General features: G+C 69.9%; 21 protein-coding genes and 3 pseudogenes. 11 read left to right on the forward strand and 13 right to left on the reverse strand.

What is annotated here, in order from left to right; translation table 11 throughout:
- The 4 genes from SSOG_RS57115 to SSOG_RS44085 all read left to right on the forward strand — a co-directional run.
- The coding region (locus SSOG_RS57115; RefSeq protein WP_009720817.1) for an asparagine synthase-related protein at positions 1-353 on the forward strand (353 nt) is incomplete at its 5' end.
- Positions 354-364: 11 nt separating this feature from the next.
- Positions 365-1,639 carry a cytochrome P450 family protein gene (locus SSOG_RS44075; RefSeq protein ID WP_009720818.1) on the forward strand — a complete coding sequence of 425 codons (1,275 nt, stop codon included), beginning with the start codon at positions 365-367 and terminating at the stop codon, positions 1,637-1,639.
- A gap of 156 nt (positions 1,640-1,795) precedes the next feature.
- Complete coding sequence (locus SSOG_RS44080; protein WP_009720819.1) at positions 1,796-2,749, forward strand: L-tyrosine/L-tryptophan isonitrile synthase family protein; 954 nt, start codon at positions 1,796-1,798, stop codon at positions 2,747-2,749.
- 133 nt (positions 2,750-2,882) lie between these two features.
- Positions 2,883-3,605 carry a DJ-1/PfpI family protein gene (locus tag SSOG_RS44085; RefSeq protein WP_342634403.1) on the forward strand — a complete coding sequence of 241 codons (723 nt, stop codon included), beginning with the start codon at positions 2,883-2,885 and terminating at the stop codon, positions 3,603-3,605.
- A gap of 106 nt (positions 3,606-3,711) precedes the next feature.
- Here the strand turns inward: SSOG_RS44085 and SSOG_RS44090 are convergent, their stop codons facing one another.
- Both SSOG_RS44090 and SSOG_RS44095 read right to left on the reverse strand, forming a co-directional pair.
- Entirely contained in the window at positions 3,712-4,674 is a 963-nt protein-coding gene (locus SSOG_RS44090) for an NAD(P)H-dependent flavin oxidoreductase (RefSeq protein WP_039940213.1), read from the reverse strand.
- A pseudogene (locus SSOG_RS44095) lies at positions 4,671-4,967 on the reverse strand (cupin domain-containing protein); the annotation flags it as partial. The pseudogene SSOG_RS44095 and the gene SSOG_RS44090, both read right to left, overlap by 4 nt.
- Positions 4,968-5,111: 144 nt before the next feature.
- On the opposite strand from SSOG_RS44095, the gene SSOG_RS44100 reads away from it, so the two are divergent.
- On the forward strand, positions 5,112-6,341 hold the full coding sequence (locus SSOG_RS44100; RefSeq protein ID WP_245606524.1) for a hypothetical protein: 1,230 nt from the start codon (positions 5,112-5,114) through the stop codon (positions 6,339-6,341).
- A 50-nt stretch (positions 6,342-6,391) separates the two neighbouring features.
- Here the strand turns inward: SSOG_RS44100 and SSOG_RS44105 are convergent, their stop codons facing one another.
- From SSOG_RS44105 to benA, 5 genes are all read right to left on the reverse strand, one after another.
- Positions 6,392-9,187: a helix-turn-helix transcriptional regulator gene (locus tag SSOG_RS44105; protein ID WP_009720824.1), complete on the reverse strand. Its 2,796-nt coding sequence runs from the start codon at positions 9,185-9,187 to the stop codon at positions 6,392-6,394.
- A gap of 72 nt (positions 9,188-9,259) precedes the next feature.
- Positions 9,260-10,045, reverse strand: coding sequence for a benzoate diol dehydrogenase BenD (gene benD, locus SSOG_RS44110; protein ID WP_039940215.1), 786 nt, complete (start codon positions 10,043-10,045; stop codon positions 9,260-9,262).
- On the reverse strand, positions 10,042-11,073 hold the full coding sequence (gene benC, locus SSOG_RS44115; RefSeq protein ID WP_039940218.1) for a benzoate 1,2-dioxygenase electron transfer component BenC: 1,032 nt from the start codon (positions 11,071-11,073) through the stop codon (positions 10,042-10,044). Before benC ends, benD begins: the two co-directional genes overlap by 4 nt.
- A 34-nt stretch (positions 11,074-11,107) precedes the next feature.
- On the reverse strand, positions 11,108-11,614 hold the full coding sequence (gene benB / locus SSOG_RS44120) for a benzoate 1,2-dioxygenase small subunit (RefSeq protein ID WP_009720827.1): 507 nt from the start codon (positions 11,612-11,614) through the stop codon (positions 11,108-11,110).
- Entirely contained in the window at positions 11,611-12,963 is a 1,353-nt protein-coding gene (gene benA, locus SSOG_RS44125) for a benzoate 1,2-dioxygenase large subunit (protein ID WP_009720828.1), read from the reverse strand. Before benA ends, benB begins: the two co-directional genes overlap by 4 nt.
- 406 nt (positions 12,964-13,369) lie before the next feature.
- On the opposite strand from benA, the gene SSOG_RS44130 reads away from it, so the two are divergent.
- From SSOG_RS44130 to SSOG_RS44140, 3 genes are all read left to right on the forward strand, one after another.
- Positions 13,370-15,580 (forward strand): MMPL family transporter, encoded by a 2,211-nt coding sequence (locus SSOG_RS44130; protein WP_009720829.1) that lies wholly within the window; start codon positions 13,370-13,372, stop codon positions 15,578-15,580.
- Positions 15,581-15,698: 118 nt separating this feature from the next.
- Entirely contained in the window at positions 15,699-16,964 is a 1,266-nt protein-coding gene (locus SSOG_RS44135) for a sensor histidine kinase (RefSeq protein ID WP_050800201.1), read from the forward strand.
- Positions 16,961-17,641 (forward strand): response regulator transcription factor, encoded by a 681-nt coding sequence (locus SSOG_RS44140; RefSeq protein ID WP_009720831.1) that lies wholly within the window; start codon positions 16,961-16,963, stop codon positions 17,639-17,641. Before SSOG_RS44135 ends, SSOG_RS44140 begins: the two co-directional genes overlap by 4 nt.
- A 520-nt stretch (positions 17,642-18,161) precedes the next feature.
- Here the strand turns inward: SSOG_RS44140 and SSOG_RS44145 are convergent.
- Together SSOG_RS44145 and SSOG_RS44150 are read right to left on the reverse strand one after the other, a co-directional pair.
- Positions 18,162-18,707 carry an MFS transporter gene (locus SSOG_RS44145; RefSeq protein WP_009720833.1) on the reverse strand — a complete coding sequence of 182 codons (546 nt, stop codon included), beginning with the start codon at positions 18,705-18,707 and terminating at the stop codon, positions 18,162-18,164.
- A gap of 78 nt (positions 18,708-18,785) precedes the next feature.
- Positions 18,786-19,007 (reverse strand): twin-arginine translocase TatA/TatE family subunit, encoded by a 222-nt coding sequence (locus tag SSOG_RS44150; protein ID WP_009720834.1) that lies wholly within the window; start codon positions 19,005-19,007, stop codon positions 18,786-18,788.
- Positions 19,008-19,172: 165 nt separating this feature from the next.
- Between SSOG_RS44150 and SSOG_RS44155 the strand changes: the two genes are divergently transcribed.
- Both SSOG_RS44155 and SSOG_RS44160 read left to right on the forward strand, forming a co-directional pair.
- Positions 19,173-19,556, forward strand: coding sequence for a BlaI/MecI/CopY family transcriptional regulator (locus SSOG_RS44155; RefSeq protein WP_009720835.1), 384 nt, complete (start codon positions 19,173-19,175; stop codon positions 19,554-19,556).
- Between the two features lie 8 nt (positions 19,557-19,564).
- Positions 19,565-20,494, forward strand: coding sequence for a M56 family metallopeptidase (locus SSOG_RS44160; RefSeq protein WP_009720836.1), 930 nt, complete (start codon positions 19,565-19,567; stop codon positions 20,492-20,494).
- On the opposite strand, the gene SSOG_RS57120 is transcribed toward SSOG_RS44160, so the two are convergent.
- Both SSOG_RS57120 and SSOG_RS57125 read right to left on the reverse strand, forming a co-directional pair.
- Positions 20,454-20,777 (reverse strand): ArsR/SmtB family transcription factor, encoded by a 324-nt coding sequence (locus tag SSOG_RS57120; RefSeq protein WP_245606697.1) that lies wholly within the window; start codon positions 20,775-20,777, stop codon positions 20,454-20,456. The genes SSOG_RS44160 and SSOG_RS57120 overlap by 41 nt on opposite strands.
- 81 nt (positions 20,778-20,858) lie before the next feature.
- Positions 20,859-21,311: pseudogene (locus SSOG_RS57125) on the reverse strand (tellurite resistance TerB family protein); the annotation flags it as partial.
- 262 nt (positions 21,312-21,573) lie between these two features.
- Between SSOG_RS57125 and SSOG_RS44170 the strand changes: the two are divergent.
- Positions 21,574-22,146 carry a TerD family protein gene (locus SSOG_RS44170; protein ID WP_009720839.1) on the forward strand — a complete coding sequence of 191 codons (573 nt, stop codon included), beginning with the start codon at positions 21,574-21,576 and terminating at the stop codon, positions 22,144-22,146.
- A 44-nt stretch (positions 22,147-22,190) separates the two neighbouring features.
- Here the strand turns inward: SSOG_RS44170 and SSOG_RS44175 are convergent.
- Positions 22,191-23,395 (reverse strand): annotated as a pseudogene (locus SSOG_RS44175) (GTP-binding protein).
- Positions 23,396-23,402: 7 nt separating this feature from the next.
- Positions 23,403-23,573 (reverse strand): 50S ribosomal protein L32, encoded by a 171-nt coding sequence (gene rpmF, locus SSOG_RS44180; protein ID WP_039942791.1) that lies wholly within the window; start codon positions 23,571-23,573, stop codon positions 23,403-23,405.
- Positions 23,574-23,719 lie beyond the last annotated feature (146 nt).

The raw sequence follows: 23,719 nt of genomic DNA on the forward strand, positions 1-23,719 counted from the left end.
ACCGCCTTGTCGAATATGCCTTCGCCACCCCCTGGGCGCTGAAGAGCTTCGACGGCCGGGAGAAGAGCCTGCTGCGCGCGACGGGCAGCGGAGTGGCTCCCGAGTCGGTGCTGTACCGCCCCAAGAACCACTACCCGGCCACCCACCACCCCGACTACAACCGCGGCTTGCAGAACATGGCCCGCGATGCCCTGGCCACCGCACAGGTCCGTGCCCTGGCCGACGAGACCCGCATCAAACCCTGCCTCGACACCCCGCCCGACCAACTGGAGTGGGGCCATCGCCTCCGCCTCGAACGGGTCGTCGACCTCGCCCTGTGGCTGGACCACTACCAGCCCGAACTCGCCCTCTGAGGAGGCATCGCATGACCCTTCAGGACCCCCTTCCGGCCGTCGAACCGAAGGCCCAGTCGGACTCCCTTCCCGACCCGGTCCCGCTCATGGGCTGCCCCTACAAGAGCAACCCCTACCCCCTGTACGAGCGGATGCGCGAGGCCGGGCCCGTCCACCGTGTGCTCTTCCCCAGCGGTGTGCACGCCTGGCTCGTCACCGGCTACGACGCCGCCCACGCCGCCCTCAACGACGACCGCCTGGGCAAGAACCACGACCGGGGCAACGACCGCTGGCGCGCCCGGGCCTCGATCATGCCGGAGCCGCAGCACTCCCAGCTCCAGGTCCACCTCCTCCACCAGGACCCGCCGAAACACACCCGCATGCGGAGCTTCGTCACCGACGCCTTCACCCCACGGCGCGTCGAACAGCTCCGCCCCCGGATCGAGGAACTGGCCGACGCGCTGATCGACGCCCTCCCCGAGACCGGTCCCGCCGACCTCGTCGCCGGTTTCGCGGCCCACTTCCCGTTCCAGGTACTCGCCGAAGCCATCGGCCTGCCACAGGAGCTGGCCGCCCGCTTCGACCGCGACTGGGGCAAGGTCGTGCAGCCGGTCGGCCCCACCGACCCCGCACGCCCCGTGTACGAGGCCCGTCTGCACGGCCTACAGAGCTACATCGCCGACGTCGTGGGCTATAAGCGCGAACACGGGGACGACGACCTGCTCGGCTGCCTGGTGGCCGCCCGCGACCGCGGCGAACTGTCCCAGGAAGAGCTGGACTCCATGATCTTCCAGCTCCTCGTGGCGGGCCAGGAACCGGTCACCAACCAGATCACCACCGCTCTGATCGCCCTCTTCCGCCATCCGGACCAGCTGGCCCGGCTGCGCGCGGAACCCGCGCTCCTGCCGCGCGCCGTCGAGGAACTCCTCCGCTACGACAGCGCCTTCGAACTCACCACTTGGCGCTTCCTCGCCGAGGACGACGACCTGCACGGCACGCGCGTCCCGGCCGGCGACTCGGTGATCGTCTCCCTGTGCGCCGCCAACCGCGACCCCCGCCGCTTCCCCGAGCCCGACACCCTCGATCTGGACCGCAGTCCCAACCCCCACCTCGCCTTCGGCCACGGCATCCACTTCTGCCCCGGCGCCGCCCTCGCCCGCGCCGAACTCCAGATCGCCCTGGGCACGCTCCTCGCCCGGCTCCCGGGCCTGCACCTGGCCATCGCGGACGAGGACATCGAATGGATCTCCGCCGTCCTCGGCCGGGGCACCAACCACCTGCCCGTCGGCTACGACCGACGCCTCTGACACCGGCTTCCGGCTGACCGGAGTGCGCTTCACGGCCCGCTCCGGCTCCGGCTGACCGCCTCCCGCTGACCAACGGCGCCCTGGCCCCCGACACTCGCCAGGGCGCCATGTCGACGTGCCCGCATACCTCAGGAGAACGACATGTCATCGACGACCATGCCGCCGACCACCGCCCCCGCCACCGACATCAGCGCCGCGATCCTGAACCTGCTCCTGCCCCATCACCGTACGACCGACCGGGCCCCCGCCTCGGCGGAGGCGTTCCCCCGCCAGATGCGCCGCATCAACGACTTCGTGCGTGAGGGCGCCACCATCGTCTTCACCCTGCCCGGCTTCCCCTGCAAGTCCCCCAACCCGGCCAAGGTTCTGGGCCACCTCCCCGACCAGGGGGAACGTCTTTCTCTCACCTTCCTGAACACCTTGTGCACCGAGATCGAACGGATCTACCCGCCCGGCGCCCGCCTGATCATCTGCTCCGACGGTCACGTGTTCGGCGACCTCATCCACGTCCCCGACGAGCACATCGACGCCTACGCCGACGAACTACGCATCGTCATGGAGCAACACGGCCTGAGCAGACTGTCCGTCTTCGACCTGCGTGACGTCCTCGGCGACCTCCCGCACGACACGAAACGCGCCCACATCCATGGGCGCCATGCCCCCACGGTGGAGGCCCTGCGAGCCGAGATCCGCGCCGATGACCACGCGCTCGCCCTCTACCGGGGCATCACCCGCTTCCTCTTCGAAGACACCGCCGACCATGCGGGCACTCGCTCCGCCCTGCAACGCGAGTGCCGCGACCGTGCGTACGGCGTCATCCAGCGCAGCCGCGCCTGGGGCGACCTGATAGCCCAGCACCACCCCCGCGCCGTCCGCCTGTCCATCCACCCCCAGCCCATCGGCGCCCCCAAATTCGGTATCCGCCTCCTCGACGCCCCCGACGTCTGGACCACCCCCTGGCATTCGGCAGCCCTGCACCGTACCGACGGCACCTGGACGCTCATGTCCCGGAAGGAGGCGGCCCGACTGGGCCGCCTGGTGCGGCAGGGAGGCAGGCCCAGCCACTTCACACAGAGCTGCGAAGCCGAAATACCGGGAACTCGACCGTGATGTGGTCCGACTACTGGTTGTGCCGGTACTGGGCCGGTGGTGATCACAGGGGAGGGCGTCCTTCATGGCAGATGTGAACCGTAGCCGTCGCACGGTGCTCCAGGCAGCCGCGGCAAGTGGATTGGGGGCGGGGATGGTGACGACGGTCGGGGCGTCGACGGCCCGGGCGGTGGCACCGGAGGCCGGTGGCCCGGCGAGCCACCGAGGCGATGCGGACTCGGTGTCCGTGGCGGTGTTGCTGTACGAGGGGTTCACCGCACTCGACGCGGTCGGGCCGTACGAGGTGCTGTGCCGGGTGCCGCGGGTGACCGTGACCATGGTGGCCGAGAAGGCCGGGCGGATCCGTACGGACACCGGCGAACTGACCCTGGTGGCCGAGCGCTCCCTGGACAGTGTGGACCGGGCCGATGTGCTGGTGGTGCCGGGAGGCAGCGGTACCAAGGCGACGATGGAGAACACCGTCGTACTGGACTGGATCCGCCACATCCACCGGCGGTCGGTGTGGACCACATCGGTGTGCACGGGTTCGCTGATCCTGGGCGCGGCCGGGCTGCTGCGCGGTCTGCCCGCCACCACCTTCTGGGCCGGCCGCTCCTACCTGGCGGACCTGGGCGCCGAATACACCCCGGGGCGGTTCGTCGAAGCGGGGAAGATCATCACCGCGGCGGGGGTCTCCGCCGGTATCGACATGGGTCTGCACCTCGCCGCCCGCCTGTCGGACGAGAAGGTGGCGCAGGCGATGCAGCTCGCCGTGGAGTACGATCCCGATCCGCCCTTCGACACCGGCAGCCCGGAGAAGGCGGGCCCGGAGCTCCAGCAGCTTGCGCTCCAACTGCTCGCGGACGCCGAGCGGTAGCGGGCGGGCCGGGAACCGCGGCCTCTCCGCGTCCGGCTGGCCTGTGCGTCTTGTCTCGACGGCCCGCCCTGACGAGCGGCGGGCCGTCTGACAGCGGCCGTCGCCTTCAGTGTCTTCCCACCCGGTTCAAGATGTCCTCGGCCTGCGCGGCCAGGTGGGAAACCAAGTCGGCCGCGGGTGACAGGCCAGTGATGAGATCGACAGCCTCGCCGGCCCAAACCGGCTCCGGTGGCACTTCGCCCCGTGCCACATCGTCTTGGTAGTCACGCTGAGCCTCCACGTCAGCAGCGAGTTCCGCTTCCCTGCCCCTCCATTGGTCGAGGTAGCGATGGCCCAGGGTCCGAGCGGTGTACTGCGCGGGCCAGGCGGAGCCCCGGGCGATGTCCAGGACGCGGTTTCGCTCGGTGTCCTGCCCGCGTCCCTCGAGGATCGCGGTGGCGATCGACGGAGGGACGAGGGCTTCGGCGGAGGCCTGGAAGCGGGTGCCGATGAGCGCCCCCGCGGCACCCAGGGCCAGGGCAGCTGCCAGCCCACGACCGTCAGCGATTCCACCGGCTGCCAGCACCGGAACCGGTGCGACGAGGTCCACCACGGTCGGCACGAACGGCAGGGTCGACCGTCCGTGCCGGGCCCCGTGTCCACCGCTCTCGGTGCCCTGCGCCACGATGACGTCGGCGCCCAGCTCCACCGCCTGCCTGGCTTCCTCGAGATCGGTGACTTGGATGATGAGCGTCGTGCCGGACTGGCGGATGCGTTCGGTGAACGGGCTCGGATCCCCGAAGGACAACATCATCGCCCTGGGTTGGTACTCCAGCGCTCGCTCGACCGCATCCGCATCGATTGCCCAGGTCAGAAAGCCGATACCCCACGGCTTGTCGGTCCCCTGCTTGACCATGGTGGCCTCGCGGGCCAGCCAGTCCGAATCCCCGTCTCCGGCGCCCAGCAACCCGAGCCCACCGCCACGTGAGACTGCTGCCGCCAGGGCACCCCCGGAGGACCCGCCCATGGGCGCCAGCGCGATCGGGTGCTGCACACCGAATAACTTCGTGAACGCCGTTGACAATGTCATGACGACATCATTGCTTTCGCCAGGAGAGAGTGCGCACGCACCCCTTGCAGGCCGAACAGGATGAGAAGCTCAACCACGCCACCGTCGGCGCTGCCCAGCCAGTGGGGCAGGGACGTGTCGAACTCGGCTGCCTCACCGAGCGGCAGTGTCAGGTCGCGCTCGCCGATCACGAGCCGCAGGCATCCGCCCAGCACGTAGAGCCATTCGAAGCCTTCGTGGGTCTGTGGGGTCGGTTCGAGCGGTTCCGGCGCGGCGGGGATGATCATCTTGAACGCGTGGGGCCCGCTACGCCGAGGAGTGTCGGTGATGCCTACGCCCGACCGCTGTCAGTGGTCGGGTGGAGAATTCCGATCGTGACCATGACTTTGCCCTTGACTCTGCCCGCCTCACTGATGGACACCCATCATGTCGACCCAGCCGCCGACGGGTGGGGGTTCATGACACACCACGTCGTGGCGACGCCGGCCGGTGACACGTACGCGCTGTCCGGGGCGGGGCGCTACCGCGGGGAAGCCGATGGCTCGACGGACCCCGCCGAGCAGAACTTCGGCTACCAGATGATCACCCGGCACGCCCCCGACGGAACGCCCGTCGCCACCGCCTTGTTCGGGCAGCCGTGGCCGGACGGTACCTCCTCGGCGATCGAGGAGGGAGGGAGCCCGAACCTGGCGGTCCTCCCGGACGGGACGGTGGCTCTCAGCTCGAAGCCGGGAAGCACCCACCTGATCTCCTCGGACCTGAGCCGGGTCCTGGCCTCCTGGCCGATGCCCTGGGGCTGGGAGGAGGAAAAGGCGAGGACAGGCGATCCCTACGCCGCGTCGATAGCCGTCACTCCCTCAGGCCTGCTGCTGTGCACGACGTCCGAGTACAACCTGAGCAACTGGGCTGGAGCGCACCCGAACATCGTCGCCCTCTCCGAGCCCGGCAGCGGTCTGGCCCCCGGCTCCAAGGCCACACTGCGGGCCATCGCGACCCACGACTCACGCACCGCCCGGCAGATCGACGCCGACCACTACCCTCATGTCCGCTTCCGGGGCGCGCCGGTGGGGCGCGACAACCGCCCGGCACCCTCGCTGACCGAGGTCGTGTCCAAGGACGCCCGCAGCCCCTATGACTACCTCGACTCCAGGATGGGCCGACCGGCGCCGCTGGGCGACGACCTGTTCGTCGTACCCGTCTTCGGGAAGATCTACCGTTCGGGCAACCGGGGCCAGGTCTTCACCTTCGCGCTCCTCGACGATCAGGGAATGGTGCGGGGCCGCCTGGAGGGGCTGGACCCGTACAAGGACAGCCCGTTCACGGGCTTCTGCTTCACCGTGGTGGCCGACCCACACCGTGCGCGAGCGTTCCACCTCAACCGCTACGGCCTGTACGCGTGGGACGCCGACGGCCGTCTGCGATCCCGGATGTCCACCGAGGACAAGCCGTTCAAGGCCCTTACGCACTTCGCCCTGCTGGACTGCACGCCCGCCGGCGAACTTCTCCTCGCCCACCGCAAGCAGCACCTGCTGCTCCGCGTGCCGGTGCCGGAGGACCTCGATGGCCTGGCGGCCGCGGTGGAGGCCGCCCTGAAGGGCTACGGGACCGGGCGTAACGCGCTGAAGTGGCAGTACGACCCGGTGAACTGGCACTGGGTGGATAACTCCGCCCAGGTACACCACCTTTGAGACGCGACCCAGCATTTTTCTCGGCATCGAGCGTTCCCAAGGACTGCGGATCACTCGATGGTCGGCGTCTCCCTGAATCGTGCGGCGAGTTCACTGCGGGAACGGATGCCCAGCTTGGAGTAGACGTGGGTCAGGTGGTACTGAACCGTCTTGACCGAGATGAACAGCTCCAGCGCCGTCTGCTGATTGGTCGCTCCGGAGGCGACGAGACGGGTCACGGCCCTCTCCTGCGGGGTCAGTTGGGCCATGCCCGGACTGAGGCGGACGGCGTGCAGCCCGCCTGCCTGCAACTCTCGTTCACAGCGTTCCACCAACGTGCCCGCACCGAGGGTGGCGTAGGCGTCTCGGGCGTTCCTCAGGACGGTATCGGCCTCCCGGCGCTTGCCGGCGCGGCGCAGCGTCTGGCCGTAGGCGAAGTTGACCCGGGCACGGTCGTACGGCAGGGGGAGGTGTTCGAGGTGGGTGAGGGCCTGCTCGAACTGCTGACGGGCGGTGTCGATGTCCCCGTGCGCGGCGACAAGCCGTCCGCGCGCCAACCCCAGGCGGGCCATGGCGGAGCGACGGCCGAGGCGGGCGGCCCGCTCCTCGTGCGGGGCGAGAAACACATCGGTCTCGTCCAGGCGACCGGTCATCACCAGGGCGTTTGCGTAGACGTCAGGCCAGGGCCAGAAGCCCGGCTCGTCGATCGACCTGCGGGTGGGGAGTTGGACGACGGGGGTGAGAGCCTCGACGACCCGGTCGTAGTCGCCGCGCGCCTCGGCGACCTGCGCGCGGGCCAGGCAGGAGGGGACGAGCATGATCTCGTAATGGTGGGGGTCGGCGGCGGCCTCGGCCACGTGGTGATCGGCCGCCTCCCAGTCGCCCCGGAGCGCGTGGATCTGGGCTCCGGTCCAGTGCACCATCGGGCGGACCAGCTCGATCCGGACGTCGGCGAGCCGGGCGGCGGCCCGCTGCACGGTCTCCAGAGCCTCTTGCCACGCACCGAGTGCGAACTGTGTGCGGGCCAGCCAGCCCTGGGCCCACAGCGAGATGCGGGTGGAGCCCAGGCGATAGCCGGTGGGGACGGCGGCCTCGAGTCTGTGTCGGGCGGCTTCGGGAGCGTCCAGAGCGAGGTCCACCCAGCCCCGGCCGAGCTGGAAGCGCTGGGGCTGAGCGCCGCCGACGAGTTTGGCGGCGGCTGTTTCGTAGGCCGCGAAGGCCTCCTCGGGACGGCCCATCGCGGCGAGTCCGAGGCCGAGCACGGCCTCCGACTCGATGGCGGAGGGGTCGTCGGGATCCGCCAGCTCGATGGCGCGGCGAGCCCAGGAGACCAGGTCGTGCCCGTCCCAGCGGCCCAGGGCGTGGAGCACCCGACGCTGGCAGATCATGGCCATCAGGTCCCGGTGGCGCGCCGGGTCGCAGCGTTCCCAGGCATCGGTCAGGAAGCCCTCGGCTTCCGGCGGCCGTCCGCGCATGATGGCCAGATAGCCGAGGACGACGTCGCGCAGCGTACTGGCCGGGAAGCTCTCCAGTTCTGCGGCGAACGCGGCAGCCTGCGGTATGTCTCCCGCGCCGATCATCGCGTCAACCGCCCGCAGCAGCCTGTCCTCGCGCGCGGTACGTGAGGTGCTCAGCCTGCCTGCCCGCACCAAGCTGTCGGCCACCGCGGACCACTCTCCCGCGGAGGCGTGCTCGGCGGCGTACCGGTCGAGCTCGTCGGCGAGCGTCTCATCGGCCGTGGTGATGGCCGCCACCCGGTGGATCAGCTGCCGTCCGCGGTCCGCGGTGATCCTCGTCGCGCGGCGGTGCAGCGCGGCCCGCCGCGTCAGATCGATGCCGGTGAGGACAGCGGCACGAACCAGGGGGTGAGCGAACGCCAGCTGTGCGCGCCCGGGGTCGATGGTGGCGGTCAGCAGACCGGCCGCCCGCGCCTCGTCCGCGGCCGGCAGAGCATCGCCGACACCGCCCAGTTCGACGGCTTCGGCGAGCGTCGCGTCGTCTCCCAGGACGGAACAGGCCTCCACCAGATGCCGGGCCTGCGCGCCGCATTCGGAGAGCCGGTGGCGGACGACCGCGGCGTAGCGTGCGGGGGCGGGCAGTTCGGGTCGCCATTCCTGCCAGGTCTCGCGGGGCAGTTCGCGCAACAGCTGCGTGAGGTGGCGCGGATTGCCCCGGGTGTGACGGCACAGATGCCGGGCCGCCGGGAGGTCCAGCGCGAGGCCGTGTTCCTGGCGGGCGAGTGTCCGGGCGTCCTGGGGCGTCAGCGGCCCGGGACGTACGACGTCGACCGTGCAGCCGTCGAGGAATTCCAAGGTCCGCAGGACGGCCAGGTGGACGTTTTCGGGTGCCCGTCTCACCCCGTACAGCTCATACGGTTGGTCCCGCGCGACGAGGATCACGAGGGCCCGCTGGTCCGGCATCCGGCGCACAGCGGAGTGGAGGGCACGCAGGCTCTCCACATCGGCCCAGTGGGCGTCCTCGACCACCACGATCACCGGTTCCCGATCCTGCCGGGCGGTCCACTGGCGGCACAGCAGACGCCCGGTGTCGAGCACCGCGGCGGGCTCCGCCGGGTCGGGCAGGTCGGTACCGGCTCCCAGAGCCCGTACGAGCTGTTCGGCGATCCCGAGCGGAAGGTCCGATTCCCAGGACACCCCGGTGACGCGCAGGACGAGGGGCGGGACGGCGTGCGTACGACGCTGATCGAGGACATGCCCGACCAGCGCCGTCTTACCGATGCCCGCAGGTCCCTCGACCAGGACCAGTCCGGGGCTGCCTGAGCAGGCGGCGCTGATCGAACGGGTCAGCGCGGCGATCTCACCGACCCGCCCGATCGGACGTCGCGGCAGCTCAGAGTGGTCACTCATGTGCCGGCACGCTAACACCGGCGCCTGCCGGCGCAGGCGGGTCGTGCGGGGCACACTGCCAGGTGGAGCGCATCAGCCGAGGTCCCCGCCGGCGACGGGCAGCACCGTGCCGGTGATGTAGGACGCCTCGTCGGAGGCCAGGAAGCAGATGGCGGCGGCTTGTTCGTCGAGCGTTCCGTACCGCTTCAGCAGGCTCGAGGAGAGGGTCTGAGCGATGTGGGCTTCGAACCAGCCCTTCTCCTGTGCGTTCCGCGGAGCCGGTGTGCCCCGGGAGACGCGCCGTGGCGGCGCCTCGGTCCCGCCCGGCGCGGTGGCGACCACGCGGACCCCGTGCTCGGCACACTCGAAGGCGAGCGACGCGGTGAGGGCGTTGATGCCGCCTTTGGCCGCGGAGTACGGGATGCGGTGGACGCCGCGGGTCGCTGCCGAGGACACGTTCACGATCACCCCGGTCCCCTGAGCCGCCATCGTCGGCAGCACCGCGCGGCAGGACCACAGCGTCGTCATCAGCGAGCGGGTGATCTCCGCCTGGATCTCCTCGGCGGAGAACTCGGTGAACGGCTTGAAGTTGATCGCGCCGCCCACGTTGTTCACCAGCACGTCGATCCGGCCGAGCACGTCCAGGGAGCCGTCGATCGCCGACCGCGCACCCTCGTAGGTCTCCAGATCGGCGAGGACGGCGTGGGCAGTGAGGCCGGCGGCGGCGTCCCGGACCGGTTCGGCGCGGTCCACCAGGACGAGCTCGGCCCCTTCGGCGCTCAGCCGCCGGGCGACCGCGAGGCCGATGCCCTGGCCCGCTCCGGTGACCACGGCCTTCCTACCGGCGAACCGGCCGGGATGCGGTGCGTACGCGCTCACGCCGCCTCCGCCGTCTCGCGCACCCCGGCCGGGCCGAACTTCTCGTAATGGAAGCCCGCCGGTGCCACGCCGAGAGAGCCGATATGGCCGCGTACGGCCTCCACCATGGGGGGCGGGCCGCACAGGTAGACATCCACGTCGCCGTCGCGCAGCGTCGAGGAGTCGATCAAGCTCGTGACGAAGCCCTTGTTACGGGCGGAACTGTTGGCGTCGGCCACGCAATGGTCGAAGGTGAACCCCGGAATGACCTCCGCGTAGTCCTCCAAGGTGTCCAGGTGGACCAGGTCCGGATCAGTGGTGACGCCATACAGCAGGTGGACCGGGTGCGCGGGCGGCTTCCGGGTGAGGTGCTCCAGCATCGACAGCAGCGGTGCGAGACCGGTGCCGCCCGCCAGCAGCAGCGCGGGGCGAGCGAGGCCGCGCAGGTAGAAGCCGCCCATCGGGCCGGTGAACTCCAGCCGGTCACCTACCCGGGCGCGCTCGGCGAGATAACCGGACATCGCCCCGCCGTCGATGATGCGGACCAGGAAGGAGATCTGCCGCTGCCCCGGGCCGGAGCTGAAGGAATACGAGCGGGTCTGGCCCATGCCGGGCACGGCGATGTTGGCGTACTGGCCGGGCAGGAAGTCCAGCGCGTCCCGGTCGTCGACGTCGAGAGTGAACTCGACGGTGGTCGCGGAGTGCCGCTTGAGGTCGGCAAGGATGGCCTGGTGCCTGGCCGCGGCGGTCTTCGCGGCGGCCGATGAGGAGGCGATGCGCAGGACGAGGTCACTCCGGGGAGTCATCTGGCAGGGCAGACAGTAGCCGCTCGCGGCCTCGTCGTCGGACAGCGCCTCGTCGATGTAGTCACCGCCGTCGTAACTGCCGGACTCGCACAGCGACTTGCAGGTCCCGCAGGCGCCGTCACGGCAGTCCAGGGGGATGTTGATGCGGGCCCCGTAGGAGGCCTCGGCAACGGTCTCGTCCGGTCGGCACTCGATGAACCGGGTGATGCCGTCCTCGAAGTTCAGGGCGACCTGAAAAGGCATGCGGGAGCTCATTTCACACGAGGATGCGATCGGGTCAGACGTGGTAGATGTCGACGACGTGGTGCACGTAGTCGTTCTTGAGGACGACCTTCTTGCGCCTGATCAGCGGTTCGGGGCCGGACAGGTCGAGTCGGTAGAAGGACGTGCCGAAGTACGTGTCGACGCTCTGGTAGCGGTAGTAGAGCGTGAACCAGTTGAACCGCACGTCGACCCGGTCGCCGTCACGGCCGGTGACTTCGACGTTCGTGATGTTGTGGCCGGTGCGCGGCTCGGGCAGGCTCGTGGCGCTGGAGCGATCGGTGCGGATACGGAAGACGCGGTCCTCCAGACCTGCCCGGCTGGGGTAGTAGACCAGCGAGATCTCGGTCTGCGGGTCGCGGGTGAGCTGGTCGTCGTCCGCCCAGGCCGGCATCCAGAACTCGGCGTCCGGGTGGTAGCACTCCAGCCACTTCTCGAACTCGCGGTCGTCGAGATACCGCGCCTCGCGGTAGAGGAACTGGCGGATGCCTTCGAGTGTGGTCTCCTCGATCGCCGTGGTCACTTCGCCGCCTCCAGGGCCTTGCGCAGGGTGTCGAGCCAGTAGCCGTGCTGGATGGGGTAGAGGCCCTCGTCCTCGGTGCGCACCCCGCTCGCGATCGGGTGGATGCCGATCTTCTTGGCGTCCTCGTCCGGACCGTCGATCCGGTGCACGGCCCCGCGGCTCAGGTCGTTCCACGGCATGGACTCGGCCAGGTAGGTCTTCTGGCAGGAGCGGAACTCCTCCAGGTCGTCCGGGGTGGCCATACCGGTGGCGTTGAAGAAGTCCTCGTACTGCCGGATGCGCTGCGCCCGGGCCTCGGCCGGCTCGCCCTTGGGGGCGATGCAGTAGATGGTGACCTCGGTCTTGTCGACGGAGATCGGCCGGAAGTGCCGGATCTGCGAGCTGAACTGATCCATCAGGTAGACGTTCGGGTACAGGCACAGATTGCGGGACACCCCGATCATCCAGTCGGCCTTCTCCTCCCCGAACTCGGCCGCCAGCTCCTCGCGCTTGTCGTGCAGCGGTCGGTTGGTGGGGTCGAGCCACCTGGTCCACAGCAGCAGGTGGCCGTGGTCGAAGGAGTAGAAGCCGCCCTGCTGCTTGGACCAGCCGCCGGAGTCCATGGTCTTGGTGTCGTTCCTGGATTCGCCGGAGGTGCGGCGGGCCTGGGTGGCGGCGTAGTTCCAGTGGGTGGCGGAGACGTGGTAGCCGTCGGCGCCGTTCTCCGCCTGGAGCTTCCAGTTGCCGTCGTAGTGGTAGGTGGAGGAGCCCCGCAGCACCTCCAGGCCCTCCGGCGACTGGTCGACGATCATGTCGATGACGACCGCCGCGTCGCCCAGGTGCTCGGTGAGGGGCTTGACGTCCGGGTTGAGGCTGCCGAAGAGGAAACCGCGGTAGTTCTCGAAGCGGGCGACCTTCTTCAGATCGTGCGAGCCGTCGGTGTTGAACTGCTCCGGATAGCCGGCCTCGCGCGGATCCTTCACCTTCAGCAGCCGACCGCTGTTGCTGAACGTCCAGCCGTGGAACGGGCAGGTGAAGGTGGTGCGGTTGTCGGTCTTCCGGCGGCAGAGCATCGCGCCACGATGGCTGCACGCATTGATCAGGCAGTGCAACTCGCCCTGCTTGTCCCGGGAGATGACGACGGGGTGACGGCCGATGTACGTGGTGAAGTAGTCACCGACCTCGGGGATCTGGCTCTCGTGGGCGAGGTAGACCCAGTTCCCCTCGAAGATGTGCTTCATCTCCAGCTCGAAGAGTTCCTCGTCGGTGAAGACGCCCCGCCGCACCCGGTACACGCCGCTGTCGGGGTCTTCCACGAGGGCGTCTTCGACGATGGCCCGCGCACGGCTGAAGTCGTCGGCCATGATCATCCCGTCCCTTCACCTCGGCCGAGCCGCTTCGGACGGCGGCCTCGCTGCCCTTGCTTTTCAGCACCATGACAGCGCGGTGAAGAACCGGCCCCAGACATTTCCCCAGGGTTGGCCCAGGAGGGTGTCCATATCTTCGGAGTCTCCATCGCGCGCGATCGACCGGCGCCGACGAGTCAGCCGCTCTGCGCGGGCCAGGCTCACCGACCCGATGCCGGTCCCGGACGGCCCTGCTCCGGGGGCGGTGTCGCCACCCGTACGGGGTCCCTCGTACCAGCGGCGGACCCGTTCAGCCCCGTCGTACTGCGTTCTCAGTAGCGGGAACTGTCGGCAGCCGCACGACGACAGGACGGCACGCTCCCGGAGAGCCTGGGCGGACAGTCGGCACCAGATCTGGAGACCTCCTTCCGTGGCTACATTCCTTTACCAAGTGGGCCGTCTGGCCTTCCGGCGGCGCTGGTACGTCGCCCTGGTCTGGGCGGCCGTCCTGGCCGCCGTCGGACTGGGTGCCCTCAAGGCTCCGGGAACCTCCGACGAGGAGTTCTCCATGCCGGGCATCGAGTCCCAGAAGGCGTTCGACCTCATGGAACAGCGCTTCCCCGGAGCCACCGCCGACGGCGCGACCGCCCGGGTCGTCTTCGTCGCGCCGAGCGGTGAGAAGGTCACCGCCACCGAGAACAAGCAGACCGTCGAGAAGGCCGTGGCCGACCTGGCCGGCGGCACGCAGGTCGCGAGCGCCGTCGACCCGTTCCGGGCGAAGGCCGTCAGCAAGGACGGCACGACGGCGTACGCGGCCGTCACCTACAAGGTCGCCGCCAACGACCTCACCGACGCCAGCAAGACGCGGCTGGAGCGGGCCATCCACACGGCCCAGGACTCCGGGCTGACCGTCGAGGCCGGTGGAAGCGCGATGGGCGACGGTGGCGGGCCCGGTGGCGTGGCCGAGGTGGTCGGTGTCGCGATAGCCGCCGTCGTACTGCTGGTCACCTTCGGTTCGCTGGCCGCCGCCGGACTGCCGCTGCTGACCGCCATCATCGGCGTCGGCGTGAGCATGGGCGTCATCCTGACCCTGTCCGAGGCGCTGGGCCTGTCCACGACGACGGGCACCCTGGCGATGATGCTGGGCCTCGCGGTCGGCATCGACTACGCCCTGTTCGTCGTCTCCCGCTACCGCGAGGAGCGCGCCAAGGGCCACGCGCCGCAGGAGGCGGTCGGGCTGGCGGTCGGCACGGCCGGTTCCGCGGTCGTGTTCGCCGGGCTCACCGTCGTCATCGCGCTGGCCGGACTCGCGGTGGTCGGCATCCCGATGCTCACCAAGATGGGCCTGGCCGCGGCGGGCGCGGTCGTCGTCGCCGTACTGATCGCGCTGACGCTGGTCCCGGCGTTCCTCGGCTTCTGGCCGAACGCCGTGCTCCGGCGGCGGGCCCGCAAGAGCGGCCGCATCGAGGAGAGCACCGAGAACAACGGCGGCAGCCGCTGGGCGCGGTTCGTGCTGCGCCGTCCGCTGCCCGTGCTGCTGCTCGGCGTGGTGGGCCTCGGGGCCCTCGCGGTGCCCATGACGAACCTCCAGCTCGGCATGCCCGGGGACGAGGCCAAGTCGACCTCCACCACCGAGCGCCGGGCGTACGACGCGCTCGCCGAGGCCTTCGGGCCGGGCTTCAACGGGCCGCTGACCGTCGTCGTGGACGCGAAGGGGGACGCCGACCCGAAGGGCGCCGCCGGGACGGTCGCGAAGGAGATCGGCGGCACCGAGGGCGTCGTCTCCGTCTCCCCGGCCCGCTTCAACGAGAACGGTGACACGGCCGTCTTCCAGGTCGTACCGTCCACGGCGCCGACCGACGAGAAGACCAAGGACCTGGTCACGACCATCCGCGGCGAGCGGCCCGGGGTCGAGTCCGAGACCGGGGCGACCTTCGAGGTCACCGGCACCACCGCGCTGAACATCGACATCTCCGACAAGGTGCAGGCCGCGCTGATCCCTTACCTGGTGGTCGTCGTCGGCCTCGCGATCGTGCTCCTGCTGGTGGTCTTCCGGTCCCTGCTCGTCCCGCTGAAGGCGGCCCTCGGCTTCCTGTTGTCGGTGCTTGCCTCCCTCGGCGTGGTCGTCCTGGTCTTCCAGCAGGGCCACGGAGCGGAACTCCTGGGCGTGGAGCAGACCGGCCCGATCATGAGCCTGATGCCGATCTTCCTGGTGGGCATCGTCTTCGGCCTGGCCATGGACTACGAGGTGTTCCTCGTCTCACGGATGCGGGAGGCGTACGTCCACGGCGAGCGGCCCGGCCAGGCGGTCACGTCCGGCTTCCGGCACAGTGCCCGCGTGGTGGTGGCCGCCGCGCTGATCATGATCGCGGTGTTCGCCGGGTTCGTCGGCGAGAGCGACTCCATGATCAAGATGATCGGGTTCGGACTCGCCTCCGCCGTTCTGTTCGACGCCTTCGTCGTACGGATGGCGATCGTGCCCGCCGTGCTCGCCCTGCTCGGCGACAAGGCATGGTGGCTGCCGAAGTGGCTGGACCGGCTGCTGCCCAATGTCGACGTGGAGGGCGAGTCGCTCGGCCGCCGACCGGAAACGAAACCGGAACCGGCCGGGACGCCCGACCTGGAAGTGGCCCGCACCTGATACGACCCGCCTGCCCCACCCCACCAGGGCCGCCCGTGGCGAACGACACGGGCGGCCCCGGCGGCCGTTTGCGCGGGGAACGGTCACGATGGCCACAGAGCACCGACCGGAGAGCCCGATGAGCACCAGCCTTGAGCGTTACACGGACCGTTTCGAGCAGTACGCCGACCGCCACCCCCGCATCGTCGACGTGGCGGTCGTCCTGGCACTGATGGGGTGCGCGGCCCTCGGCAGCAATCTCACCCTGCCCGGTGCCGATCCGCCCGACCAGGACAGGACCGCCATCGTCCTCATGGGCGTGTCCTGCCTCGCCCTGCTGAGGTACCGCACCCACCCGCGCGCCGCCGTCGTCGTGACGGCGATCTGCACGGTGATCGTGATCGCGCTGGGGTACCTGCTCACGCCCCTGCTGCTGGGCCCCGTCATGGCGGCGCTCTACTGGCTGGCCACGCTCTCCGACCGCAGGACCACCCGCGTCTTCGGCTTCACCAGCATGGTGGCGCTGATGGTGGCGTCGGCGGTCTCCGACTCCATGGACAGCCTCTCGCTGGTGCTCAGGACGATCGGCCCCTTCTTCTGGCTGCTGCTGCCGCTCGCCGCCGGCACCATGACCCGGCTCCGACGCGCCTACCTGGCGTCGGTACAGGCCCGCGCCGAACACGCCGAGCGCACCCGGGAGGAGGAGGCACGGCTGCGCGTCACCGAGGAGCGCATGCGCATCGCCCGCGACCTCCACGACGTCGTGGCCCACCACCTGGCCCTGGCGAACGCGCAGGCCGGTACGGCCGCCCACCTCGCGCTCACCAGCCCGCAGCAGACGAAGCAGATCCTCACCGACCTGACCGGCACCACCTCCTCCGCACTGCGCGAGCTGAAGGCCACGCTGGGACTGCTGCGCCGGAACGACGACCCGGCCTCCGCATCGCTGGAGCCGTCCCCCGGCCTCGCCCGCCTGCCCGAACTGGTCTCGGGGTGTGCGTCCGCGGGACTCGCCGTCACGGTCACCACGACAGGAGAGCCCCGTCCGCTCTCGCCCGGGGTGGACCTGACCGCGTTCCGGATCGTGCAGGAGGCGCTCACCAACGTCACCAAGCACGCCGCCGCGGACTCCGCACACGTACGCCTCGTCTACTCCGGATCACGCCTGCTGATCACGGTCAGCAACGACGGCCCGGACACCACCGGTACCAACAACGCCGCGCCGAGCCGGGGCTTCGGCCTCATGGGCATGCGTGAACGCGCCCTCACCATCGGCGGCGAACTCCGTGCGGGACCCCGCCCGGAGGGCGGCTTCGAGGTCACCACCGCGCTGCCGCTCCAGCCGTCGGCCCCCGCAACGGCCGTAGCCGCCACAGATGTTCCCGCAGGAGGAGAAGAGTCATGACCATCAGGGTGCTGCTCGCCGACGACCAGGCCCTGCTGCGGGCCACCTTCCGGATCCTGATCGACTCCTGCGAGGACATGGCGGTGGTCGGCGAGGCCTCGGACGGCACGGAGGCGCTGGAACTGACCCGCGCCCACGACCCCGACATCGTCCTCATGGACATCCGGATGCCGGGCACCGACGGACTCGCCGCCACCTCCGCGATCTGCGCCGACCCGGAACTGGCCGCCACCCGTGTCCTGATCCTGACGACGTTCGAGACCGAGGACTACGTCGCCCAGGCGCTGCGCGCCGGTGCCAGCGGCTTCCTCGGCAAGGACGTCACGGCCGACACCCTGCTGGCCGGCCTGCGCACGGTGGCCTCCGGCGAGGCCCTCCTGTCACCCGCCGCGACCCGCACCCTCATCACCAACTTCCTCATGACCCCCGCCCCCGGCACTCACCTTGCGCCGCCGCAATCCCTGTCGGAACTCACCGACCGCGAACGCGAGGTGATGGGCCTGGCCGCCGAGGGCAAATCCAACACCGAGATCGCCGAGATCCTCGTCCTCAGCCCGCTGACGGTACGCACTCACATCCACCGCGCGATGACGAAACTGGGCGCCCGCGACCGCGCCCAACTGGTCGTCATCGCCTACCAGACGGGCCTGGCACAGGCGACCCCGCCTGCCCCATGACGGCGGACCCTTTTCGAGCGTCACCCAGCAGGACGGTCACCAGACCACCGAGGACAGCGATACCGGCAGCCACAAGGAAAGCCAGCCGGTACCCGGCCGCCAGGGCCGTTGCCCGGTCGGCCGTACCCATGTGGGCGGTTCGGGCGGCGGCGATGCTTCCTAAACCGGCGATGGCAAGGACACCTGCCACGTACTTGGCCGTCTCGAAAAGGCCATAGCCCACGCCCTTTTCGTCCGCCGAGAGGTCCTTTCCACTGCCCTGGTAGGAAAATTCATTGGCCGGCATGGCCACCAGGTCCGGAAGGAGGAAACGCGCAGTACTCCTGGACGGATCAAAGGCGCTGCGGCCTTACGTTCGTGGATGACGAATATGAGGAAGACGAGGGCCGATGCCGCCAGGGGGCCCAACACGACGGGCGACGCCAACCCGGCGTGCTCGACGCCCGCGATCCCGTAGACCAGGAGCATGAGACCGGCGACGGACAATGCCGCACCGGGCAGGTCCAAGCCGGTGGAGGGCCTATGGGGTCGGCGGCCGGGGCAGGAAGACGTAGCGCCAGCCGAGGCCTTGGGTGACGGCTCCACCGACGACGGCTCCGCCCGCCGCCCCGAGCCCGCCGGCGACCGCGACAGCGGCGAACGTACGGTCGCGCTCACCCGCGTCGGGGCGGTTGCTGATGATCGCGAAGGACGTCGGGACGGCCAGGGCCGCGCCCACGCCCTGGAGGGCCCTGCTGATGAGGAGCAGCCAGGGTGTGAGCGCGAGCCCGGCGAACAACAGGCCGACGGTGAACAGGCCCAGACCGATGGTCAGGACGCGTCGGCGACCATACCTGTCGCCGCACCGGCCGCCGAGCAGCAGCATTCCTCCCAGGGGGAGCGTGTACGCCGTAATGACCCACTGAGCACCGACCTGGCTCACGCCGAAGCCGCGTTGCACGGTCGACAGTGCAACGGTGACCACCAGCCCGTCGAAGACCACCAGGAAGTTCGTCACCACAAGCAGCGCCGTGAGGTAGAGCGCCATCCGGGGACGGGCTGCGTGCTCGGGGTGAGAGAGCGACATGGCCCTCCGGGGCCAACGGAACGTGCCGCCCGACTGTAAGTCGGCACCTCCGAGGCCGACGCTCTCCGGCGCCGACGATCAGGACGGGTCCTTGCGCGTGACGTCGCCGGGGGCGGCCCGTATGACGCGCGGGGCGTTCGGGGTGTTGGCCGAGGTGCCGTCGGCCTTCATGGCCCTGGCTTCGCCTTTGAGGATGCGGGCCGCTTTGCCCGCGGAGCGGGTGAGGTCGGGGAGCTTCTTGGCGCCGATCAGGACGATCGCGACGATGAGGAGGAGAGCGAGCTCGCTGAGGCCGAACATGGGTGGGTGGTCCCCTCCGGTAGGTGGCGGCCCCGTGGCGTGGCCGCGAACGACGACGGTAATCTACGGCACTGTAGAAGTATGGGCCAGGGTGCCGTTGGATCGCGTGGCTACGATGAACCACCCCGCCCGGGCATGGGCGGCGGGTGACCGGAGGGAGACGGGGTGAGAGACCAGGAGCGCGGCCGACGGCGCGGTCAGGGTGAGCTGGAGGCGCAGGTGCTGGCGGCTCTGCGTGAGGCGTCGGAGCCCGCGAGCGCGGCGTGGGTGCAGGAGAAGCTCGGCGGCGCTCTGGCCTATACCACCGTGATCACCATTCTCACGCGGCTGCTGGCCAAGGGCGCGGTGACGCGGGAGAAGGTCGGCCGGTCCTTCGTGTGGACGGCGGCGGCCGACGAGGCGGGTCTGGCCGCGTTGCGGATGCGGCGGGTGCTGGACAAGGAGAGCGACCGCGAAGCGGTGCTGGCCAGCTTCGTGACCGGCCTGTCGCAGCAGGACGAGGAGATGCTGCGGGAACTGTTGACGCGGACCAGGGAAGCGGAGGAGTAGAGGAGTTCATGGGGGTCTTCGTCTTCCTGCCACTGGTGCTGCCCTTGACGGCGTGGCCGATCGCCCGGCTGGCGGAGCAGCATCTGCACCCGCGTGCGGCGATCTGGCTGCTGTCCGCGGTGGCCGGGGTGTTCGCGGTGTGCAGCACGCTGTGCCTGGGGCTGCTGATGGTGGTCGGCACCGCGCAGTTGCCCGGCAACCCGCTGCCCGACGGCTGGTCGGACCCGGAGGTGCGCGAGGCCGTTCCGTACGACGAGGTGGCGGGCAAGGCCGCCATTCCCGCGCTGTTCGCCGTGCTCGCCGCGTGCACCCGGCTGGTGTGGCGCCACCAGCGCGTACGGCGCCGCGCCGAGCGCGCCCTCGCGGGCCTGCCCGCCACGCCGGTGGCGGTGCTGCCCGACGAGGTGCCGTACGCCTACGCCCTGCCGGGCAGGCGGGACCGTGTCGTGGTGAGCACCGGGATGCTCGCCGGGCTGGACTCGGCCGAGCGCCGGGCCCTGTTCGCTCACGAGCGCACGCACCTCGCCCGCCGCCACCACCGGTTCCTGCTCACCGTGCAGCTCGCGGCGTGGGCCAACCCGTTCCTGCGCCCGCTGCGGACCGCGGTCACCTACACGGCCGAGCGGTGGGCAGACGAGGAGGCGGCACAGGCGGTCGGCAGCCGGCGCACCGTGGCGCGGGCGATCGGCAAGTCCGCGCTGATGTCCCGGGGTGCGCCGGTCGCCACGCTGGCGGGTTTCGCGGCCACGGGGCCGGTGCCCCGCCGGGTGGCCGCGCTGCTGCGCCCCGCTCCCGCGGGGCGCATCTGGCCGCCCGCCTTCACCACGGTGGGCCTGGCCGCATGGGGCGCGGCGGTGGGCACGACGGCGTCGGCGTTGTCCTCGGCGAACTCGGCGGTCACCCTGTTCCTGATCCTTCACGCGGCCACCCCGATGTAACCGCGTCGCGGGTGTCCTGCGGTGCCGATGGGGCGAGCAGGTAGGACTGGAGCTGTCCGAGGAGTTCGGTGATGTTCTCCTGGTCGGTGCGGTAGCGGACGAGCTTGCCGGTACGTACCGACCGGAGCAGCCCGCCGCGTCGGAGGACGGCAAGGTGTTCGGAAGTGGTCGACGCGCCGAGTCCGGCACGTTCGGCGGCCTCGCCGACCGTCAGTTCCTCACCATTGGCGAAGTGCGAGAAGAGCTTTTGGCGCGTCCCGCTGGCCAGTGCCTTGAGGAACACCTGGAGCTCGTCTCCGGGCAGGGCGGCCCCGGGGGGCGTCTCCTGCTCCGCGTCGGCCTGGTCGTCGGCCCCGTGCGGTTCCAGGTCGAACTCGGCCGGAGGGATGTCCAGGGCGAAGCAGGCTTCGCGGACGACGGCCCGTTCGCTGTCGTCGAAGTGGCCGTCGGCACCGCCGATGACGATGCCGATCTGGACGACGGCCCGTGCCTCGGCGGGCTTCTTCTTCGCCTTGCTGATCTCCTGTATCGCGCTGACCTTGCCGAGTTCGAAGTCCGCGGTCAGCTTGTCGAGGTTCTCCTCGAAGCGGCGGTGGAGGTCGTCCGGAGGGAAAGTCTGGAGCACATCGTTGGTGGCGATGAGCTGGGCGACGCGTTCCCGCTCCGAGGGGTCGATCCGGCCGTCCGCTGCCGCCACCAGGGCGCACATCGCGATGCTGGCGTCCCGGAAGGCTCCGCTCTTCAGGTGGCTCTTCTTCGCGGAGAGCTGAGCCTGCATCGTTTGGACCGAGTCCTTGAGGCGGTCCCACAGCGCCATCTGCATCTCCTTGTCGGTACTCGCCCGTCGCGTGACGTGGAAAGAGAAAACTACAGGTTTGTAGAGAGGTGCCGCGAAGGGGGCTGAGCCTCCGCGGGTTTTCTGGTGGCCTCAAATGATCGGTCACCTGCCTCTGTGAGTTCTACAGTCCTGTAGATTTTCCCTTGGTCGGGTACGCGGCGAGAGCAGGCGGTGTTTCTGCGTGCACTGATGCGTACCCGCCCGTATCCGTTGGTCATTTCGAACCCAGGAGCTGTGCCCTGTGACCGTGAGCCTGTCCAAAGGCGGCAACCTCTCCCTCACCCGCTCCCAGCCCGGCCTCGCCAGCGTCGTCGCGGGCCTCGGCTGGAAGGTGAACACCGGCCCTGGCGACGTGGACCTCGACGCCAGCGCACTGGTGCTGGGGGCGGACGGCCGGGCCCTCTCGGACGAGCACTTCGTCTTCTTCAACAACCGTGCCACGCCCGACGACTCCGTTCGGCACACCGGCGACAACAGGACGGGCGAGGGTGAAGGAGACGACGAGCAGATCGCCGTCGACTTCACCTTGCTGCCGCCCGAGGCGGAGTCGGTCGTGTTCGTGGTGTCGATCCACGATCAGGACGGGGCGGCCGACACCTTCGGCCGCGTGCGCGATGCCTACATCCGTGTGGTGCACCAGGCGGCTGGTGTGGAGATGTGCCGCTACGAGCTGACCGAGGACGGCCACGATGAGACCGCGATGGTGTTCGGCCAGCTGTACCGGCGGGACGGGGAGTGGAAGTTCCGCGCGATCGGCCAGGGCTATGCGTCGGGGCTGCTCGGAATCGCCAAGGACTATGGCGTCGATGTGTGAGCGTTTCGGGGACGCCAGCTGAAGTCCGTCGAGTGCGCTGAGCTTCAGCGCTGAGACACGGCTTCGGGCTCGTGGTCACAGGTCCCTTCGAGGCCGTAGGTCTCCCAGGCGGGGAAGGGGTCGTCCCAGGCCGACCAGCCCCGGGCGCCCAGTGCGTGCTCATCGTCGGTGAGTAGGCATGCGGACAGGGCGTGGTGCAGGGCGGTGGGGCGCAGTCCGGTGCCGATGAAGACGAGTTCCTGGCCGCGCTCGGCGGCTTCACCGGCCTCGCTGTGGCCCTCGCGTGCTCCGGAGGGTTCGAACCGGGCGACGGCGCCTGCCTGTGACCACAGTCCGGTCACCCGCGGGCGGGTGGCCAGCCAGAAGAAGCCCTTGGAGCGCAGGACGCTGCCGTAGGCCCCGGTGTCCAGGTCCGTGGCGATGAAGTCCCACAGCCGGGTGGGATGGAAGGGCCGGCTGGCCCGGAAGAGGGTGCTGGAGATGCCGTATTCCTCGGTCTCCGGCACATGGTCGCCGTTGAGTTCCCGCACCCAGCCGGGAGCTTCCTGGGCGCGTTCGAGGTCGAAGCGGCCGGTGCCGAGCACGTCCGTGGGGAGACCCGGCCGTGGGTTGCGGGTACGAGATGGGCGGCCGGGTTGAGCCGGGACAGCGCGGCCGCCAGCCGTTCGGCTGTGTCGGGGGTGACCAGGTCGAGTTTGTTGAGGACGATGACGTCGGCGAACTCGACCTGGTCCATGAGGAGGTCGCTGACGGTGCGTTCGTCGTCCTCGTACTGGTCGAGTCCCCGCGCGACCAGCTCGTCGCCGCCGGTCAGTTCCGGGAGGAAGTTCGCGGCGTCGACGACCGTGACCATGGTGTCGAGCCGCGCGACCTCGTCCAGCGTCGCGCCGTCGTCGCGGGGGAAGGCGAAGGTAGCGGCGACGGGCATGGGCTCGGAGATGCCACTGGACTCGATGAGGAGGTAGTCGAACCGCCCCTCTCTCGCGAGCCGGTCCACCTCCTCCAGCAGGTCGTCGCGCAGGGTGCAGCAGATGCAGCCGTTCGTCATCTCGACGAGGCGTTCTTCGGTGCGGGAGAGAGCCGCGTCGCCGTCGCGGACGAGTGCGGCGTCGATGTTCACCTCGCTCATGTCGTTGACGATGACGGCGACCCGCAGCCCGTCGCGGTTGTTGAGGAGGTGATTGAGGAGGGTGGTCTTGCCGGATCCCAGGAAACCCGACAAGACCGTCACCGGAAGCTGGTCGGCCATGGCGCGGTCAGCCCTCGGGGCGCAGCAGACCGCGCCGGTAGGCGGGGACGAGCCGTCGTGGCACCTGGTGTTCGCGGCCGTCGATGGTGATCGTCACCAGATCCGGCGCGCTGGCCTTCCACTGCGCGCGGCGGTTGCGGGTGTTGCTCCGGGACATCTTCCGCTTGGGTACGGCCATGACGAAATGGGTCCTTTCCTGTTCGGGGTGGTTCCCGTCACCGTACATGAAAATGGGAGCCGTTTTCATGTAGCGTGATGGCTGCGCTGTGAGGCCGTCGCTCAGGAGGAAAAGTACCGTTGGTGATGTTGCGGGTGCGCAGGAAC

The sequence above is a fragment of the Streptomyces himastatinicus ATCC 53653 genome, assembly GCF_000158915.1.
Taxonomy (GTDB): Bacteria; Actinomycetota; Actinomycetes; order Streptomycetales; family Streptomycetaceae; genus Streptomyces; species Streptomyces himastatinicus.

Coding starts and splice junctions, on each gene's coding strand:
- SSOG_RS44075 (WP_009720818.1), top strand. CDS start 365: ATGACCCTTCAGGACCCCCTTCCGGCCGTCGAACCGAAGGCCCAGTCG.
- SSOG_RS44080 (WP_009720819.1), top strand. CDS start 1,796: ATGCCGCCGACCACCGCCCCCGCCACCGACATCAGCGCCGCGATCCTG.
- SSOG_RS44085 (WP_342634403.1), top strand. CDS start 2,883: ATGGTGACGACGGTCGGGGCGTCGACGGCCCGGGCGGTGGCACCGGAG.
- SSOG_RS44090 (WP_039940213.1), bottom strand. CDS start 4,674: ATGACATTGTCAACGGCGTTCACGAAGTTATTCGGTGTGCAGCACCCG.
- SSOG_RS44100 (WP_245606524.1), top strand. CDS start 5,112: ATGACACACCACGTCGTGGCGACGCCGGCCGGTGACACGTACGCGCTG.
- SSOG_RS44105 (WP_009720824.1), bottom strand. CDS start 9,187: ATGAGTGACCACTCTGAGCTGCCGCGACGTCCGATCGGGCGGGTCGGT.
- benC (WP_039940218.1), bottom strand. CDS start 11,073: ATGCCTTTTCAGGTCGCCCTGAACTTCGAGGACGGCATCACCCGGTTC.
- benA (WP_009720828.1), bottom strand. CDS start 12,963: ATGATCATGGCCGACGACTTCAGCCGTGCGCGGGCCATCGTCGAAGAC.
- SSOG_RS44135 (WP_050800201.1), top strand. CDS start 15,699: ATGAGCACCAGCCTTGAGCGTTACACGGACCGTTTCGAGCAGTACGCC.
- SSOG_RS44140 (WP_009720831.1), top strand. CDS start 16,961: ATGACCATCAGGGTGCTGCTCGCCGACGACCAGGCCCTGCTGCGGGCC.
- SSOG_RS44145 (WP_009720833.1), bottom strand. CDS start 18,707: ATGTCGCTCTCTCACCCCGAGCACGCAGCCCGTCCCCGGATGGCGCTC.
- SSOG_RS44150 (WP_009720834.1), bottom strand. CDS start 19,007: ATGTTCGGCCTCAGCGAGCTCGCTCTCCTCCTCATCGTCGCGATCGTC.
- SSOG_RS44160 (WP_009720836.1), top strand. CDS start 19,565: ATGGGGGTCTTCGTCTTCCTGCCACTGGTGCTGCCCTTGACGGCGTGG.
- rpmF (WP_039942791.1), bottom strand. CDS start 23,573: ATGGCCGTACCCAAGCGGAAGATGTCCCGGAGCAACACCCGCAACCGC.